This window comes from Actinoplanes couchii, from assembly GCF_016862075.1.
Taxonomy (GTDB): domain Bacteria; phylum Actinomycetota; class Actinomycetes; order Mycobacteriales; family Micromonosporaceae; genus Actinoplanes; species Actinoplanes couchii.
On the sequence record NZ_BOMG01000036.1, the window covers coordinates 15,022 to 32,766 of the forward strand.

A 17,745-nucleotide genomic window follows, 5' to 3' on the forward strand; every position below is an offset into this window, starting at 1 on the left:
GGGTCTTTCCCTTCAAAGCCACGCCGCGGAGACCGCCGACGACGAATTGCAGAGCCTAGTATTCCCGCCTAGGGAGGTATTACGTGCTCCGACAGCAGGATGTGGGACACCGGGTGGTGGTACGGCGAATTGTAGGCGTAACCGGGGACCGCACGCTCTTCACGGACGCCCTCGGTGAGCTAGTCGACCTCACCGAGACCGAACTCACCATCGCCACCGCCAAAGGCACCGTGCGGGTGCCGTTGCGCGAGGTGCACCGCGCCAAACGGGTGCCGGCCGCCCGCCGCCCGCACGCCGCCTCGGTGATCGCGCTGGAACACGCCGCCGACGAGGCCTGGCCCGCACCGGTCCGGGCCCGGCTCGGCGGGTGGATCCTGCGGGCCGCGGACAACTGGACCGGCCGGGCCAACTCGGCGCTGGCCGTCGGCGACCCGGACCGCACGCTGGAGGCGGCGATCGACGCGGTCGGGAAGTGGTACCGGGAGCGTGGGCAGCGGCCGCTGATCAACGCGCCGATGCCGCTGGCCGCCCCGGTCAACGCGGCGCTCGACCAGCGGGGCTGGGCCAGCCGGCCGCTGACCCTGGTGCAGACCGCCCCGCTGGCCCCGCTGCTGGCCGGCCCGGCCCGCACCGATCTGCCGCCGGTCGACCTGGCCGACTCGGCCGGCGACGACTGGTACGCGATGGTCGCCGAGCACAAGGGCACCCTGCCGGCCTCGGCGCTGAGCATTCTGAACGGCGTACCGGAAAAGGTCTTCGCCCATGTCCGCGACACCGACGGTGAGCTGCTCGCGGTGGCCCGGGGCGCGGTGACCGGCCCGGATCGCTGGCTCGGTGTGTCGCTGCTGCAGACCGCACCGGCCGCCCGGCGCCGGGGCCTCGGGCAGCACGTGGTGCGGGCGCTGGCGCAGTGGGCGGCCCAGCGCGACGCGGGTCGCGCCTACCTCCAGGTGGAGGAGCGGAACGCGCCGGCCGTGGCGTTGTACGGCCGGCTCGGCTTCACCACCCACCACACCTACCTGACCAGGGAAGCCCCGGTCTAGCGGCGGCCCACCACGCGGCGCGGGCGCTCGGTCCGGGCCGCGGTGAACGCCTTCAGCGCCTTGGAGCGGTGGTCGCGGCCCAGCATCACGGTCACCCAGTAACCGATCAGGGTGCCGGCGATCGCGCACGCCCCGAACAGCCAGATCTGGGCGAAGAAGTTGCCGGCGCCGCCCTGGAACGGGCTCTCGCCGCTGGCGAACGGTCCCACCAGGACGATCAGGGCCAGGCCGGCGAGCGCGCCGAACCCGACGTCGGGCAGCCAGTCACCCGGCTTGACCTGCTGGGCCCGGACGAACGTCAGAACCGCCAGGATCACCGCGATCACCGAGAACATGGCGATCGACGCGAACCCGAGAGCGGTGTCGTCGTCACTGTCGAAGCTGAAACGGATCACCAGCCGGGCGATCGCGTTGATCGCGAACAGGGCGATCGCCAGCGCCGTGATCCGGAACCAGCGCTGTTGCCTCATCTCGTCCTCCAGGAATGGGCGCGGTGGATGTCGTGGGCGGGATCGTAGCGCCCACGACACCGGAGGTGCTCGATCTCCCGCTCATCTTCGCGGATGGTGCGTGCGGGATTACTCGACGGCGGCTGGGAGTCGGCTGACAGTTGGCGGCCTCAAGATCAACTTATAGGCGTGTACGGCGAACGTCAGGCTGCCGGCCAGGATCGTCACCACCGACACCCAGTTCTCCTCACTGAGCAGGAAATCGCCCTCCGGCGTCCGGCTGCCCGCCGCCATCAGCATCACCAGCGTCCACAGCGCCCAGGGCAGACCGAGTGCCGCCCGCCGGCCGGTGGTGGTCACCACGAACCAGCCGAGCGCCAGGTTCGCCCCGATCGCCACCAGCACCGCCACCGGGACCGCGGAACCGGCACCCGAGTAGGGCGAGTCGCCGTCCAGCACCGCGCCGACCGCACCGGTCCGCAGTGAACTCAGCGACAGCTCCAGGAACGCGGTGAGCAGCGTCGCGACGACGGTCACCACGAGACCGGCGATCGAGATCACCCGGCCCCAGCCGGCCCACGGCTGCGGGCGCTCCACCTCCGCGTACGGCGGGCCGGGGGTGGCCTCCGGCTCCGGGGCGGTCTCCAGCTCGGTCATCTCCCGGCCACGTCCAAGCCGCTGAACAGGTCGGACTCCCAGCCGAACGGCCCCGAACCCGGCCCGCGCCCGCCCTTGACGAGCGTGAAGTACTCGACGCCCATGAACTCGTTGCCGAATTCGCCGGCGATCCCGTACAGCCAGGAGTTGTCCGGGATCTGGGTGGCGTGCGCCCGCATCGCGGCGGTCTTCTTCGCGTAGTGGTCGGTGCCGTCCATCCGCGCGGCGATCTCCTCGTCCGGCGTACCGAACGGCAGGTCCTCGACCTTCTCCACCTCGGCGAACGGGTTGTCGCCGGACTCCCGGAACGCCTCCATGCCGTCCCGGAGCACACTCAGCGGCATCGCCGTCCAGTAGATCTTCTCCGGGCCGTCCTCGCCCGCCAGCTCGGCGGCCCGCATCGCGACCCGGTGCGCCTGGATGTGGTCGGGGTGACCGTAGAAGCCGTTCTCGTCGTAGGTGATCATCACCTGCGGGCGGATCTCCCGGATGATCTCGACCAGGTGGGCGGCCGCCTCGTCCACGTCGGCGCTCCAGAACGAGCGCGGGTGATCGTTGGTCGGCAGGCCCATCATGCCGGAGTCCCGGTAGCGCCCGGCGCCGCCGAGCATCCGGTGGTCGGTGACGCCGAGCGCGGTGCACGCCCGCTCCCACTCGACCAGGCGGTAGCCGCCGAGCTGGTCGGAGTGGGCCGCGCCCAGCTTCTCCAGCTCGGGAACGTGGATCTCGCCCTCTTCGCCCAGGGTGCAGGTGACCAGGGTCACGTGGGCGCCGTCGGAGACATAGTGCGCCATCGTCGCGCCGGTACCGGTGACCTCGTCGTCGGGATGGGCGTGGACCAGCAGCAGGCGGCGGGCAGGGAGCTTCTCAGTCACGGCCGCTACTGTACGCGCGACCACCGACCGAATCGGCCCACCAGCCCCGGGTTTGCCCGGCGCGAGTCGCCCCCGATCGGTGATGCTGGAAGCGTGGACCATCCATACGACGTGACCGTCGGCGCCGACAGTGCCCGTGCCGTGTTCCTCCGCTCGTCGGAGCTCTGGTTCCTCGACCTGACCGACGGGGTGGAGCACCGGGTCGCCGACCGGGTCGGGTCGTACGCCACCGACCGCGACGCCCGGGTGGTGGCGCTGCTCCGGGACGGGGAACTGCTCCGGGCCGACCTGGTCGACGGCACCCTCGACCCGGTCACGACGGACGGGCCGGCCCACGACCCACGACCCGATCCGCAGGGTGTCGCCATCGGCTACCTCACCGACCCCGGCGCGGCCGCGTCCCTGCGGGTCACCGGGCCGGACGGCGATCGTCTGCTGGCCGGTGAGCCGGGCAACGCGTGGCGGGAGCACGGCGACACGATCGCCTGGGGGATCCCCGGGGCCGGGGCGGCCGAGTTCGGGCGTACCCGCGGCTGGTGGTGGTCCCCGGACGGCCGGCAGATCCTCGCGGTCCGCAGCGCCCGCACCGTCAGCCTGCACCTGCTCGACCTGGACGAGGGCTGGGTCGACGTGCACTGGGACCGGGAGACGTACCCGCACCTGGCCCAGGTCCGCTGGTCCGGCGGTGGCCCGCTGATCACCGTGCTGCGCCGGATGCAGCAGCACGGGCTGATCCTCTCCATCGACCCGCGCACCGGCGAGACCCAGGTGCACGCGGAACTCGCCGACGCCCGCTGGGTCGAGCCGATCCCGGGCACCCCGCGGCACCTGCCGGACGGCCGGGTGCTGGTCGGCGGCGAACTCGCGCACGACGGCTTCGACGCCCGCTGCCTGTTCGCCGACGGGTCACTGCTCACCCCGCCCGGGTTGTACGTGCGGCGGGTCGCCGGGACACTGCCGCGCGCCGACGGCCCGGCCGGTGCGCCCGACCTGATCGTCGAGGGCAGTCTCGGCGAGCCGTCGGTGCGGGAGGTGTTCCGGGTGCGGACGTCGATCGGCGGCGGCGGTCCGGAGGTGCAGCGGATCACCGTGCTGTCCAGTTCTGATCAGGTGACGGTGGGCGGGGACGTGCTCGTCGCGGGCACCCGGGTGTGGCGCGGTGAGCGGGAGTTCACGCTGCGGGCGCCGGCCGGGACGCACGACTGCGCGCCGGTCCTGGAACGGGTCACCGACCGGCGGCTTCCGGCCGGGATCCTCTACCCGGCCGGGCACGTCGTCGGGACACGGCTGCCGGTGCTGGTCACGATGGGCGACGGGCCCGGGTTCCAGCAGGTGGTGGCCGATCCGGCGGCGTGGGCGGAGCGGCAGCGGTGGGCCGACTCCGGCTTCGCCGTCGTCAGCATCGATTCCCGCGGTACGCCGGGAGTGGCGCCCAGCTTCGAGAAGGCGGTGCACCGGCGGCTCGCCGACGTGGTGCTCGCCGACCAGGCGGATGCCCTGGCCGCGTTGCACGGCAAGCACCCCGACCTGGACCTGAGCCGGATCGCGGTGCGGGGACGGGGCCTCGGCGGGTGGCTGGCGGCGATGGCCGTACTCAAGCGGCCCGAGGTTTTTCATCGTGCCGTGGCGCACCAGCCGGTGGTGGACTGGGCGGAGGTGCCGCCGATCGTGGCCGAGCGCTATCTGGGCGACCGGGCCGACTCGCCGGACGTCTACGCGCACCACGGACTGGCCGAGACGGGGGTGTCCCCCGACGTCCTCCTGGTGGGTGCCGAACTGCCCGGTTTCCCGTCGAGGCACACCGTCACCTTCGCGGAGGAGTTAACCTTCCTGAATGGGTGAGTAGTCTCGTGAGGGGTTGATATGAGACCAGATGATATGCGACCGTCCACTCCGGACCCAACGGGAGAGGACGCCATGACGACCACCCTTCACCTCGAGAACCACATCTGGACCGAGTCGGAGTATCTGGCCATCGGCGAAACGCCCGAACGCATCGAGCTTTTCGACGGGAGACTGCACGTGAGTCCCGCACCAGGACTGCGTCACCAACACGCCTTGGACGAGCTGAAAGACGCCTTCAAGCCGGTGGCTCGCAAGGCCGGCCTGTTCGTCTACGAGAACGTCAATGTGCACGTGGGCCGGAATCGAATTCCGATCCCGGATCTGACTCTCTTCAAGAACGCCGACTACGACGACGACCTGGTGATCCCCGCTTCGGATGTATTGCTGGTCTGCGAGGTCATGTCGCCGTCCAACGCGAAGACCGACAAGACCACCAAGATGACCTACTACGCCGAAGCCGGCATCCCTTGGTATCTCCTGGTCGAACCGAGAACCGCCACAGTCACCCTCTACATGCTCAGCGGAGCAAAGTATGTCGAACATGCGAGTGCGGAGCCCGGGGAGTTGCTGGAACTCGTGGAGCCGGTGGCCGTGACGATCGATCCGGCGGATCTGTTGCCGCCTCGGTGAAAAACGCCGCACCTGGCGCATAGGGTCGGGTGCATGACCCACTTCGATGAGGCGGGGGCGGCTGTGCAGGCCGCGCTCGACGCGGGTGCTCGGTATGCCGACGCCCGGGTGATGGTGCGGCGGAGCGAGAGTCTGTCGGCGCGGGACGGGGCCGTCGAGGACCTGGGGTTCGACGAGAGTGCCGGGTTGGGTGTGCGGGCGCTGGTCGGGTCGAGCTGGGGCTTCTACGCCGTACCGGAGCTGTCCGAACCAGCCGCGAGAGCCGCCGGGCGGCGCGCCGCCGAGATCGCCGCCGCCAGTGCCGCGGTTCCCGGTCCCCCGCACGATCTGGTGCCGGCCAGGGCCGTCACGGCGAGCTGGGCCTCCGACTGCGTGATCGATCCGCTCGGGGTGTCGCTCTCCGACAAGGGTGACCTGCTGGTCCGGGCGACCGCCGCGGCGAAGGCGGCCGGCGCCGACGTGGCCGAGGCGAACTACGAGGCGTGGGACACCCGCAAGTGGTTCGTCTCCAGCGAGGGTCACCGCATCGACCAGCACATCCGCGAGTGCGGCGCCGGTGTCACGGCGATCGCGATCGGCGACGGCGAGGTGCAGCGCCGGTCCTGGCCGTCGCACCGGGGGCAGCACGGCACCCGTGGCTGGGAGCTGATCGACGAGATCGATCTGGTCGGCAACGCGCCACGGATGGCCGAGGAGGCGCGGGCGCTGCTGACCGCACCGCTCTGCCCGGCCACCGAGACGAACCTGGTGCTCGGCGGGGAGCAGCTGGCTCTGCAGATCCACGAGTCGGTGGGTCACGCGATCGAGCTGGACCGGATCCTCGGGTGGGAGGCCGCGTTCGCCGGGACCAGCTGGCTGGATCTGAGCAGGATCGGTTCCCTGCGGTACGGGTCGGAGCTGATGAACATCACCATCGATCCGTCGTTCCCGGGCGCGCTGGGCAGCTTCGGGTTCGACGACGAGGGCACTCCGGCCACGAAACGGCACGCGGTCAAGGACGGGATCTGGGTCGGGGTGCTGGCCGGGCGGGACTCGGCGGCGGTGGCCGGGCTGGACTACGCGGGCAGTGTCCGGGCCGACGGCTGGTCCCGGCTGCCGATGGTGCGGATGACCAATGTCGGACTGGAGCCGGGGCCGCACACGCTCGACGAGATCATCGCCGCTACCGACGACGGCGTGTTCATGGACGTCAACCGGTCCTGGTCGATCGACGATCGGCGGCTCAACTTCCAGTTCGGGTGCGAGATCGGGTACGAGATCAAGAACGGCAAGCTGGGCCGGATGCTGCGTAATCCCACGTACACCGGCATCGGTCCGCGCTTCTGGCAGTCGATGGACATGCTCTCCAGCGAGACGGTCGCGTGGGGCACGCCGAACTGCGGCAAGGGTCAGCCGGGCCAGATCGGTCACACCGGGCATCCGGCGGCGCCGGCCCGGTTCGCGAACGTGCGGGTGGGGGTGCGGGGATGAGCTCTTCGTTCAACGGCGCGGCGGGAGTGGCGGCATGAGCGGCGGGAGCGGCCGGGCCGGGGCCGAGCTGGAGACGGCTGCCAAGGTCATCGAGCTGGTACGGGGTGTGGCCGGGCGGTCGGCGGAGGCCGAGGTCAACGTGCGGCACGAGGCGCTGGCGCTGACCCGGTTCGCGAACTCGGCGATCCACCAGAACGTGGCCGACGCGACCACCCGGGTGCGGCTGCGGCTGCACGTGGACGGCCGGACCGTCGGCGGTTCCACCACGATCACCGACGTGGACGGGCTGCGTGCCCTGGTCGAGCGGACCCTCGCGGCGGCCCGGGTGAGCCCGGCCGACCGGTCGTGGCCGGGGGTGGCGGCGCCCGCGCCGTTGCGGCTGTCCGCCGGGCATCCGGGGTCGGGTGAGCGGTCCGGGCTGGCGTTCGGGTTCGACGAGGCGACCGCCCGGGCCGACCCGGCCGAGCGGGCCGCCCGGGTGCGGGACTTCGTGCGGGCGGCCGACGGGCTGGAGACGGCCGGGTACTGCCGGACCGTCTACGTCTCGGCGGCGTTCGCCAACAGCGCCGGTCAGGCCGTGGAGGGCCGGACCGCGGAGGCGGCGATGGACGGCGTCGCCCGTACCGGCGGCGCGGACGGGGTGGCGCGGCTGGCCGCGGCCCGGCTGGACGATCTGGACGGCGCGGTGCTCGGCGCCCGGGCGGCGGCCAAGGCGCGGGCCGCCCGGGAGCCGGTCGAGTTGCCGCCCGGCCGGTACGAGGTGGTACTGGAACCGGACGCGGTCTCCGACATGCTGCAGAACTTCGCGTACTTCGGCTTCGACGGCCGGGCCCATCACCAGCAGCAGAGTTTCGCCGAGCTGGGCCGGGAGCAGTTCGACCCGTCGGTGACCATCGTGGACGATCCGCTGGGCAGCCGCGACGAGCCGGCCGGTGACCTGGCCTTCGACGAGGAGGGCACGCCCCGGCGGCCGCTGGTGCTGGTCTGCGACGGGGTGACCCGGGCGGTCACGCACGACCGCACGTCGGCGGGGCAGGCCGGCACCGAGTCGACCGGGCACGGTTCGGCGGTGTCCCGGTCGTGGGGTCCGCACGCCACCCACCTGCGGCTGGAGGCGGCGCCGGTGAAGGGTGCCGCGCCGGGCACCGGTGGCGCCGGTGCGATCGTCGAGTCGGCCCGGCCACTGGTCGCCAAGATGCGGCGCGGGCTGCTGATCTCGGACCTCTGGTACACCCGGGTGCTCGACCCGAAGACGCTGGTGATCACCGGGCTGACCCGGAACGGGGTCTGGCTGGTGGAGGACGGCGAGGTGGTGTCGGCGGTGGGAAACATGCGGTTCACCCAGTCGTACCCGCTGGCGCTCGGTCCGGGCCGGGTGCTCGGGATCGGCGCCGAGACGATCATGCTGCCGGAGTCGTGGGGGCGGGCCCGGTATGCCGCTCCGGCCCTGCATCTGGCCGAGTGGAACCTCACCGGAAACGCCTCCGGATGATCCATTACCTCATCGGTGATCGTCTTTGACACTCGGGATGGCCTTTTTGTGACCCGCACCGCGCAAAGAGTCCGACCTTCGGCGTAACGTGTGCCCCACATCACTGTCGCGACGCGACGGCGGCGTGGGGCACCACTGTGTCCTGACCTCGTCGTGTCGGCGACCCTGCACACGGCACTGTCAGGGAGATGGAATGACGACGACGGCAACGAAGCCGGGCGGCGGCGGCAGACTGCGTGCGGCGATCACCGCGCGCACGCTGCGCACCGACCGCTGGTGGCTCGCGCCGCTGGTGACCTTTATCGGACTGGGTGCGTGGGTCACGTACGCCACGGTCCGGGTCTTCATGCACCAATGGTTCTTCGTGGAGGAATACCTCTATCTGACGCCGTTCTACTCGCCCTGCCTCACCGACCTGTGCGGGCCGGCGGCCGAGTTCGGCACCCCGCTGCCCAGCTTCCTCCTGATCCCGGAAGCGGCCTTCACCCTGCCGTTCCTGCTGCTCTTCCGGCTGACCTGCTACTACTACCGGAAGGCGTACTACCGGGCGTTCTGGCTGTCGCCGCCGGCGTGTGCGGTGCCGGACGGGCACAAGACGTACTCCGGCGAGACCCGGTTCCCGCTGATCTTCCAGAACGCGCACCGGTACGCGTTCTACGCCGCCGTGATCATCTCGGTGATCAACACATGGGACGCGATCCACGCGCAGACCACCGGGCTCGGCCTGGGCAACGTGATCCTCTGGATCAACGTGCTGATGCTCTGGGCGTACACCGCCTCCTGCCACTCCTGCCGGCACATCATCGGCGGCCGGATGAAGCACTTCTCCCGACACCCGGTGCGGTACCGGCTCTGGACGTTCGTGTCCGCACTCAACACCCGCCACATGCAGCTGGCCTGGATCACGCTCGGCACCCTGGCGCTGACCGATTTCTACATCATGGGTCTCGCCGCCGGCTGGTTCACCGACCTGCGAATCATCGGCTGAGAGGCGGCGGCATGAGCGACAACAAGATCGAACGACATCTGTACGACGTGGTGGTCATCGGGGCCGGGGGCGCCGGGCTGCGGGCGGCCATCGAAGCGCGACTGGCCGGGAAACGTACCGCGATCATCTCGAAGTCGCTGTTCGGCAAGGCACACACGGTGATGGCCGAAGGTGGCGCGGCGGCCGCGATGGGCAACGCCAACTCGCGCGACAACTGGATGGTCCACTTCCGGGACACCATGCGCGGCGGCAAGTTCCTGAACAACTTCCGGATGGCCGAGCTGCACGCCAAGGAAGCGCCCGAACGGATCTGGGAGCTGGAGACCTACGGGGCCCTTTTTGATCGTACGAAAGACGGAAAGATCTCCCAGCGCAACTTCGGCGGCCATGAGTATCCACGGTTGGCGCACGTCGGCGACCGGACCGGGCTGGAACTGATCCGTACGCTGCAGCAGAAGATCGTCTCGTTGCAGCAGGAGGACTTCGCGGCGACCGGCTCGTACGACTCCCGGATCCGGGTCTTCCAGGAGACCACGATCACCGAGCTGATGCTCGACGGCGACCGGGTGGCCGGGGCGTTCGGCTACTACCGGGAAACAGGCGAGTTCCTGCTCTTCGAAGCTCCGGCCGTGGTGCTGGCCACCGGCGGGGTCGGCCGCAGTTACAAGGTCACCTCGAACTCGTGGGAGTACACCGGCGACGGGCACGCGCTCGCGCTGCGGGCCGGGGCGACGCTGATCAACATGGAGTTCCTGCAGTTCCACCCGACCGGCATGGTCTGGCCGCCGAGCGTCAAAGGCATCCTGGTCACCGAATCGGTCCGCGGCGACGGCGGGGTGCTGCGCAACTCCGACAACAAACGGTTCATGTTCGACTACGTCCCCGACGTCTTCCGCAAGCAGTATGCGGAGACCGAAGAAGAAGCCGATCGCTGGTACGCCGACCCGGACAACAATCGGCGCCCACCCGAACTGCTGCCCCGCGACGAGGTGGCCCGCGCCATCAACAGCGAGGTCAAGGCCGGCCGTGGCAGCCCCGCCGGTGGCGTCTTCCTGGACGTGTCGACCCGCCTGCCGGCCGAGCAGATCATCCGGCGGCTGCCGTCGATGCACCACCAGTTCAAGGAACTCGCCGACGTCGACATCACCAAGGAGCCGATGGAGGTCGGGCCGACCTGCCACTACGTGATGGGTGGGGTCGAGGTCGACCCGGACACCGGCGCGGCGTTCGGGCGGGTGCAGGGGCTGTTCGCGGCCGGTGAGGTGTCCGGGGGCATGCACGGCTCCAACCGGCTCGGCGGGAACTCCCTCTCCGACCTGCTGGTCTTCGGCAAACGGGCCGGGGAGCACGCGTCGGCCTATGTGGACACGCTGCAGGTCCGTCCCCGCCCGGCAAAGGTCGACGTGGCGGCGGCGGTCGAGGTGGCGCTGGCGCCTCTCGTTCGTGCCGCCGCTTCATCCACCGGCTCCTCCGCCGATTCATCCACCGGCTCCTCCGCCGATTCATCCACCGGTTCGTCCGCCGATTCATCGGCCGCTCCATCCGCCGATTCGTCCGCCGGTTCATCCACCGCTTCGTCGGCCGCTTCGTCGGCCGGTTCTTTGATCGCGGAGAATCCGTACACCCTTCAGCAGGATCTTCAGGCGGTGATGGGTGACCTGGTCGGGATCATCCGGCGCGAGGGTGAGCTGACCGACGCGCTCAAGCGTCTGCACGAGCTGCGCGCCCGGGTCGCCAACGTCGGCGCCACCGGCGGGCGGCGCTACAACCCCGGCTGGCATCTGGCCCTCGACCTGCGCAACATGCTGGTCGTCTCGGAGTGCACCGCGCGGGCCGCGCTGGAACGGGAGGAGTCGCGTGGTGGCCACACCCGCGAGGACTTCCCGGCGATGAACCCGACGTGGCGGCGGATCAACCTGGTCTGCTCCCTTTCATTCGGCGAGGTGCACCTGGAACACAAACCGGTGCCGGCCATGCGGGCCGAGCTGCTCGCCCTGTTCGAACGCAGCGAGCTGTCGAAATACCTGACCGATGAGGAACTGGCCGAGGTGGAGGAACAGTGAAACGCCACTTCCGTGTCTGGCGCGGCGACGCTTCCGGCGGCGACCTGCGGGACTTCGACGTCGAGGTGAACGAGGGCGAGGTCGTCCTCGACATCATCCACCGGCTGCAGGCCACCCAGGCGCCCGATCTGGCCTGCCGGTGGAACTGCAAGGCCGGCAAGTGCGGCTCCTGCTCGATGGAGATCAACGGGAAGCCGCGACTCGGGTGCATGACCCGGATGTCGACGTTCACCGACGACGAGACCATCACGGTCACGCCGATCCGGACCTTCCCGGTGATCCGGGACCTGGTCACCGACGTGTCCTTCAACTACGAGAAGGCGCGGGAGACACCGGCGTTCGCGCCGCCGCCCGGGGTCGCGCCCGGCGAGTACCGGATGCAGCAGGTCGATGTGGAACGCAGCCAGGAGTTCCGCAAGTGCATCGAATGCTTCCTGTGCCAGAACACCTGTCACGTCATCCGGGACCACGACGAGAACAAGCCCGCCTTCTCCGGTCCGCGGTACTTCATCCGGGCCGCCGAACTGGACATGCACCCGCTCGACGACCGCTCGGATCGCAAGGAGTACGCGCAGGCCAGCCAGGGACTCGGCTACTGCAACATCACCAAGTGCTGCACCGAGGTCTGCCCCGAACACATCAAGATCACTGACAACGCGATCATCCCGATGAAGGAGCGCGTGGTGGACCGACGCTACGACCCGATCGTCTGGCTGGGCCGCAAGATCTTCCGCCGCGACCAGCTGGAATCGGCGGACGGCGCCGTGCCCACGGTCAATCCGCCGATGTCCAGCGCCCGCCTCCCCGAGGGCCCGCCGGTCGGCCCCGACGGCCACATGGAGATCGCCGAACTGTCCGCGCCGACGCAGGGCGGCTTGTCTCCCTTCGGCGAGGACCTGAGTTTCCCCCTCCCACCCGAATACGTCTCCTACCACCACCCCGAACGCCCGTCCGAGGCCTGACCCACCCTCCCACCTCCCGTCCTCCGCTCCCGTCTTCGTCAGGGCAGCCTCGTCGTTCGTTTCCGGACCTCGCTCTCGTTTCTCGGGCCCCGCTCCCGTCGTTCGAGATCCCGCTCTCGTCCTCCGAGGCCCCGCCCCGTCCTACGTAATCCCGCTCTCGTTGTTGGAGGCCCCGCTCCCGTCGTTCAAGGCCTCGCGCTCGTTTTCGGGCCGCGCTCGTTTTCGGGCCGCTCTCGTTTTCGGGGCTCGTTAGAGTCGCGGCATGCCTTTGCTGACGGTGGCGGCGCTGCCTACCGGTTCGATCTCCGGCCGAGCCCAGCCGGAGATCACCGGCGACGGTGTGACGCTGCGCCCCTGGGAGCCGTCGGACCGGACCGCCGTGGTGACGGGATTCGCCGACCCGGCGATCCAACGGTGGCATTGCGTGAGCCTGGACGACGCGGAGGCCGCCGAGTGGATCTCGCAGTGGGCCGAGCGCTGGTCATCCGAGCGTTCGGCCAGCTGGGCGATCCTGCAGGAGGGCAGGGTCGCCGGACAGATCGGCCTCCGCCACATCGACCTGCACGAGGGCATGGCCGCGATCTCCTACTGGGTGCTGCCGCCCGCCCGCGGCCGGCGGATCGCACCAAGCGCCCTGAACGCGCTGACCGCATGGTCCTTCACCACGCTCGGCCTGCACCGCCTCGAACTGAGCCATTCAACGGCCAACCCCGCCTCCTGCCGCGTAGCCGACAAGTCCGGTTACCAGCCCGAAGGCACCAAACGAAGCGAAGCCCGGCACGCGGACGGCTGGCACGACATGCACCTGCACGCCCGCCTGTCCACCGACTGACCGCCACCCCACCTGCCGGCGCCGCACACCTGTGTTGTCCCGGCACGCCCTTCGCCCGCGCCTACCCCATCGCGTTGTCGCACCGCGCCCCCAACCGTGTCTTCCCGCCGCGTTGTCGGGCCCCACCTTCCGGCCTCCCGCGTGTTGGGCCCTTCGGAGTGGTCAGTCGGCGGCCTTTTGGCTGTTCAGCCACAGTTCGAGGCCGTCGAGGATCCGGTCGAGGCCGAACCCGAAACTCTCCGCGAACACCTCCTCGGGATGCATCTCGGCGACACCGTCCTGCTGCCGCCAACTGTCGTACGCCTCCAGCCCTTCGGCGGCCTTCTCCATGTAGGGCCGCAAGCTCTCCCGCATCTCAGCCGCCGGTTGCCCGGATCGCCGCACCGCCGCGACGACGGCCGCCTCGCTGGTCGCCGCCCCGATCACGTGCGCGGTGACCAGCGAACTCGCGTGTGACAGGTCCGGGCCACGGAATCCCGCCGCGGAGAACAGCGCGACGGTCCGATTGCTCATCCGCAACACGTTCGGCCCGATCGTGGGCCGGGTGCCGAGCAGCCCGATCACCCAGGGGTGGCGCAGCAGCATGGCCCGGGTGCCGTTGGCCATCACCGAGATCCCGACCCGCCAGGGAGCATCGCCGGCCTCGGGCACGTAGATCTCGCCCATCACCTCGTCGACGGCCAGTTCGAGCAGGTCGTCCTTGGTGGCGACGTGCCAGTAGAGCGAGGTGGCGCCGGACCCGAGCCGGGCCCCCAGCCGGCGCATGCTCAGCCCAGCCGCGCCTTCGGCGTCGAGGAGCTCGATCGCGGAGCGGACGATCTGCTCCCTGCTGAGGGCGGGCTGACCGGTGCGGGCGCGGGCGGGTCGGGTCCACACCGAGTCGGTGAAGTCGGGCATGACGTCATCTTAAAGGGGATCGCACAGTGTTCGATTCCACTGGTACGGTGTTCGACGCTAAACGAACACCGTACGAGAGAGGAATCTCGATGGCCGAACGTCATCCGCGACGCTGGCTGATTCTGGGTGTGCTCTGTCTGAGCCTGCTCGTTGTCGTCGTGGACAACATGGTTCTGAACATCGCCATCCCGGCGCTCATCCGCGATCTCGGCGCGAGCACCGCCGACATTCAGTGGATCATCGACGCCTACATCCTGGTCTTCGCCGGCGTGCTGCTCACCGCGGGCAGCCTCTCCGACCGATACGGCCGTCGCCGTGGCCTGGTCATCGGCCTGATCATCTTCGGTGGCGCCTCCGCGCTGGCCACCGTCTGCGAGACCCCCGGACAGCTGATCGCGGTCCGCGGCCTGATGGGTCTGGGCGCCGCCTTCCTCATGCCGGGCACGCTCGCCATCCTCACCACAGTCTTCGACGAGAACGAGCGCAAGAAGGCGATCGCGATCTGGAGCTCGGTGCTCATGCTCGGCGCCCTGGGTGGCCCGACCCTGGGCGGACTGCTCCTGGAGCACTTCTGGTGGGGCTCGGTCTTCCTGCTCAACATTCCCATCGCCATCCTGGGCCTGTTGGCCTCCCTGGCTTTCATTCCCGAGTCGAAGGGCCCGTCCTCCCGGCCCGACACGGTGGGCGCCCTGCTCTCCACGATCGGCATGACCGCCCTGATCTGGGGCGTCATCTCGGCTCCGGAGCACGGCTGGGAGTCGCTCCGGACCACCGGCGGCTTCGTCGTCGCCCTGGTCGCCCTGACCTCTTTCATTCTCTGGGAGCGCCGGGCAGCCGAACCGATGCTGCCGCTGGAGCTTTTCCGGAACCGCAATTTCCGGGGCGCGAGCCTGTCCCTGGTGCTGCTCTCCTTCTCCGCCGGTGGCGTGATGCTGGCGATCACGCAATACCTCCAGTTCGTCCTCGGCTACGAGCCGATCAAGGCCGGCGCCGCCTTCATCCCGATGATCGTGACAACGATGATCTTCAACGGGGTCGGTGTGGTGGTCGACAAACGTTTCGGCGCCCGGGTGGCGCTGTCGGCAGGCCTGCTGCTGGTGGCGGGTGGCTTCGCGGTCCTCGCGTCACTCGCTCCCGAGGACGGTTATCTGAAACTGGCCTCCGCGCTCGTCATCATCGGCATGGGCAGTGGCATCGCGTCACCGGCCGCGGTCGGCACGCTGCTCGGCGCGCTGCCGCTGGAGCGCGCCGGTGTCGGGTCGGCGGTCAACGACACGGTCCAGCAGGTGGGGACGGCACTGAGCGTCGCCATCCTGGGCAGCATGTTGACCACCACCTATCGGGCGGCACTGCCGGACGGCGTCTCCGAAGCCGCCCGGGAGTCACTCGGTGGCGCCCTGCGACTCGGGGACGCGGGACTGGCGGAGACGGCCCGGGCCGCTTTTGTCGATGCCATCGCGGTCACCTCTCTGGTCGGCGTGGTGGGTGGGGTCGCGGCGGCGATCCTGGCCGCCGCGGTGTTGCGACCGAAGCCTGCCACGAATCCGGAGGCGGCCGATCCGTTGTCCACAGAAGCGGATGGGCCGGAAAAGTTATCCACAGAAGCGGATTCGGTGCCCGCCGGGATCGAACGCCAGTACTAACATGGCGGCATGACCAGCGCCTACCAGCCTTCGTTTCTCGACCTGATGCCCGGGCCGGCCGAGGCGGTCGCACCACTGACCGGCCGGCCGATCCGGCATCGGCTCACCGCGGGCGCCTGGGCCGACGTGCTTCCCGGGTGGCTGCACGGGTCCGACGCCGTCTTCGAGACCCTGCTCGGCATCGACTGGCGTGCCGAGCGGCGGAAGATGTATGACGATGTCGTCGACGTCCCCCGGCTGCTGCGGTGGTTCGGCCCACGGGAGCCGCTGCCACATCCCGCGCTGACCGCGGCGAAAGAGGAGCTGAACCGGCATTACGCCGAGGAGCTGGGCGAGGAGTTCGTGACCGCGGGCATGTGCCTCTATCGCGACGGGCGCGACAGCGTGGCCTGGCACGGCGACACGCTCGGCCGGTCCGCCACCGAGGACACCATGGTCGCGATCGTCTCGTTCGGATCGCCACGACATCTGCTGCTGCGACCACGCGCCGGCGGTCACGAGACGCTGCGGTTCCCGCTCGGGCACGGCGATCTGATCGTGATGGGCGGTTCCTGTCAGCGCACCTGGGAGCACGCCGTGCCGAAGACCGCGAAGCCGGTCGGGCCACGGGTGAGCGTGCAGTTCCGGCCCGCTGGCGTGGCCTGAAAAACCCGCTGGCGTGGCCTGAGAAAACCTGCTGGCGTGGCCTGAGAAAACAAGCCTGTAACAGGGGCATCGCAAGTGGTTGACGAGTCCGCCGAGAAAGTTACACTCCAAGTGTAAATAGTTGAGGCTCCATCTCCCATCCAGGACTTCCACCGGTCCGGCGAGGCAGCCATGACAACAGATCCCCCGCTCAAGGAATTGGCGCTCCACGACATCACCGTCCGCTTCGGCGGCCTGACCGCTCTCGACACCGTCTCTCTGCGCGTGGCGCCGGGCCGGATCGTCGGCGTCATCGGGCCGAACGGCGCGGGCAAGACCACCCTTTTCAACGTCATCAGCGGTTTTGTGCCGCCGACCTCCGGGTCGCTCACTCTCGACGGCAAGCCGTGGCGGCCCCGCCCGCACCATCTCAACCGGCTCGGCATCTCCCGGACTCTGCAGGGCGTCGGTCAGTTCGCCGGCATGACCGTCCTGGAGAACGTGATGGTCGGCGCGAGACACCGGCACGCCGAGTCCGAGGCGCTCGCCGCCCTGGAGCGGTGTGGCGTGACACGGTTCGCCCACGAGTACCCAGGGGCCCTGCAGTACGCGATCCGCAAACGGGTCGAGCTGGCTCGGGCCCTGGTCGCGAAGCCACGCATCCTGATGCTCGACGAGCCCGCGGGCGGGCTGGACGCCGACGAGATCCGCTGGCTGGGCACTCTGATCACCGAGATCGGCACCACGGTTCTGCTGGTCGAGCACCACATGGACCTGGTGATGTCGGTCTGCGACGAGATCCTGGTGCTCGACTTCGGTAAGCCGATCGCGCTCGGCACCCCGAGTGAGATCAGTGCGAACCCCAAGGTCACCGAGGCCTATCTCGGCGCGGCCGCCTGAGCTTCCACATCCTGGCAACCGGTCACGCGGGCCGGCCGCCGGAGCACTACGACAGACAGTCGCGCGACGCGACTGCCTGAACCTTTCCGCAAAGCCGACAGCTCCATGCAAAGCCGACAGCTTTCCGCACTCCCGGCAGCCGGTCACGACACGGCTTTCGTCGGCATATCCCCAGAACGACCCCGAAGGAGGAGCGCCGATGATCACCCGTGGAGACCCGCCGTCTGCGACCGGACCGGTCAGCGCAGGTGACCGCGAGACGCGACCTCGAAGCACCGGCAACCACGAGACGCGGTCCTGGAGCGCCGGCGGCCGCGAGACGCGGTCCTGGAGCGCCGGCGGCCGCGAGACGCGGTCCTGGAGCGCCGGCGGCCG

General features: G+C 69.8%; 16 protein-coding genes. 12 read left to right on the forward strand and 4 right to left on the reverse strand.

Annotated features, from left to right (window positions below):
* Positions 1 to 83: 83 nt before the first annotated feature.
* A complete protein-coding gene (locus Aco03nite_RS12305; protein WP_203795181.1) occupies positions 84 to 1,043 on the forward strand; it encodes a GNAT family N-acetyltransferase in 960 nt (319 codons plus the stop codon).
* Here Aco03nite_RS12305 and Aco03nite_RS12310 read toward each other — a convergent pair.
* From Aco03nite_RS12310 to mshB, 3 genes are all read right to left on the reverse strand, one after another.
* A complete protein-coding gene (locus Aco03nite_RS12310) occupies positions 1,040 to 1,513 on the reverse strand; it encodes a hypothetical protein (protein ID WP_203795182.1) in 474 nt (157 codons plus the stop codon). The two genes, Aco03nite_RS12305 and Aco03nite_RS12310, sit on opposite strands and share 4 nt — an antisense overlap.
* Positions 1,514 to 1,621: 108 nt before the next feature.
* Complete coding sequence (locus Aco03nite_RS12315) at positions 1,622 to 2,149, reverse strand: hypothetical protein (RefSeq protein WP_239145089.1); 528 nt, start codon at positions 2,147 to 2,149, stop codon at positions 1,622 to 1,624.
* The gene (gene mshB, locus Aco03nite_RS12320) at positions 2,146 to 3,024 is read right to left on the reverse strand and encodes an N-acetyl-1-D-myo-inositol-2-amino-2-deoxy-alpha-D-glucopyranoside deacetylase (RefSeq protein WP_203795197.1); all 879 of its coding nucleotides are present in this window, start codon (positions 3,022 to 3,024) and stop codon (positions 2,146 to 2,148) included. The genes Aco03nite_RS12315 and mshB overlap by 4 nt, the downstream gene beginning before the upstream one ends.
* Positions 3,025 to 3,117: 93 nt before the next feature.
* Between mshB and Aco03nite_RS12325 the strand changes: the two genes are divergently transcribed.
* The 8 genes from Aco03nite_RS12325 (at position 3,118) to Aco03nite_RS12360 (ending at position 13,306) form a co-directional block, all read left to right on the forward strand.
* A complete protein-coding gene (locus Aco03nite_RS12325) occupies positions 3,118 to 4,866 on the forward strand; it encodes an alpha/beta hydrolase family protein (RefSeq protein WP_239145090.1) in 1,749 nt (582 codons plus the stop codon).
* A 75-nt stretch (positions 4,867 to 4,941) separates the two neighbouring features.
* Positions 4,942 to 5,499 (forward strand): Uma2 family endonuclease, encoded by a 558-nt coding sequence (locus Aco03nite_RS12330; protein WP_203795184.1) that lies wholly within the window; start codon positions 4,942 to 4,944, stop codon positions 5,497 to 5,499.
* A 33-nt stretch (positions 5,500 to 5,532) separates the two neighbouring features.
* Complete coding sequence (locus Aco03nite_RS12335; RefSeq protein ID WP_203795185.1) at positions 5,533 to 6,969, forward strand: TldD/PmbA family protein; 1,437 nt, start codon at positions 5,533 to 5,535, stop codon at positions 6,967 to 6,969.
* A gap of 34 nt (positions 6,970 to 7,003) precedes the next feature.
* The gene (locus Aco03nite_RS12340) at positions 7,004 to 8,461 is read left to right on the forward strand and encodes a TldD/PmbA family protein (RefSeq protein ID WP_203795186.1); all 1,458 of its coding nucleotides are present in this window, start codon (positions 7,004 to 7,006) and stop codon (positions 8,459 to 8,461) included.
* Between the two features lie 193 nt (positions 8,462 to 8,654).
* Positions 8,655 to 9,449 (forward strand): succinate dehydrogenase subunit SdhC, encoded by a 795-nt coding sequence (gene sdhC, locus Aco03nite_RS12345; protein WP_203795187.1) that lies wholly within the window; start codon positions 8,655 to 8,657, stop codon positions 9,447 to 9,449.
* 11 nt (positions 9,450 to 9,460) lie between these two features.
* Positions 9,461 to 11,512 carry a fumarate reductase/succinate dehydrogenase flavoprotein subunit gene (locus Aco03nite_RS12350; protein WP_203795188.1) on the forward strand — a complete coding sequence of 684 codons (2,052 nt, stop codon included), beginning with the start codon at positions 9,461 to 9,463 and terminating at the stop codon, positions 11,510 to 11,512.
* Positions 11,509 to 12,474 (forward strand): succinate dehydrogenase/fumarate reductase iron-sulfur subunit, encoded by a 966-nt coding sequence (locus tag Aco03nite_RS12355; RefSeq protein ID WP_203795189.1) that lies wholly within the window; start codon positions 11,509 to 11,511, stop codon positions 12,472 to 12,474. The genes Aco03nite_RS12350 and Aco03nite_RS12355 overlap by 4 nt, the downstream gene beginning before the upstream one ends.
* A 262-nt stretch (positions 12,475 to 12,736) precedes the next feature.
* Positions 12,737 to 13,306 carry a GNAT family N-acetyltransferase gene (locus Aco03nite_RS12360; RefSeq protein ID WP_203795190.1) on the forward strand — a complete coding sequence of 190 codons (570 nt, stop codon included), beginning with the start codon at positions 12,737 to 12,739 and terminating at the stop codon, positions 13,304 to 13,306.
* A 162-nt stretch (positions 13,307 to 13,468) separates the two neighbouring features.
* On the opposite strand, the gene Aco03nite_RS12365 is transcribed toward Aco03nite_RS12360, so the two are convergent.
* Positions 13,469 to 14,203, reverse strand: coding sequence for a TetR/AcrR family transcriptional regulator (locus tag Aco03nite_RS12365; protein WP_203795191.1), 735 nt, complete (start codon positions 14,201 to 14,203; stop codon positions 13,469 to 13,471).
* A gap of 89 nt (positions 14,204 to 14,292) precedes the next feature.
* Between Aco03nite_RS12365 and Aco03nite_RS12370 the strand changes: the two genes are divergently transcribed.
* The 3 genes from Aco03nite_RS12370 (at position 14,293) to Aco03nite_RS12380 (ending at position 17,370) form a co-directional block, all read left to right on the forward strand.
* Entirely contained in the window at positions 14,293 to 15,846 is a 1,554-nt protein-coding gene (locus tag Aco03nite_RS12370; protein WP_203795192.1) for an MFS transporter, read from the forward strand.
* Positions 15,847 to 15,855: 9 nt separating this feature from the next.
* Positions 15,856 to 16,491, forward strand: a complete 636-nt coding sequence (locus Aco03nite_RS12375) for an alpha-ketoglutarate-dependent dioxygenase AlkB (protein ID WP_203795193.1) — start codon at positions 15,856 to 15,858, stop codon at positions 16,489 to 16,491.
* Positions 16,492 to 16,662: 171 nt separating this feature from the next.
* A complete protein-coding gene (locus Aco03nite_RS12380) occupies positions 16,663 to 17,370 on the forward strand; it encodes an ABC transporter ATP-binding protein (protein WP_203795194.1) in 708 nt (235 codons plus the stop codon).
* Positions 17,371 to 17,745 lie beyond the last annotated feature (375 nt).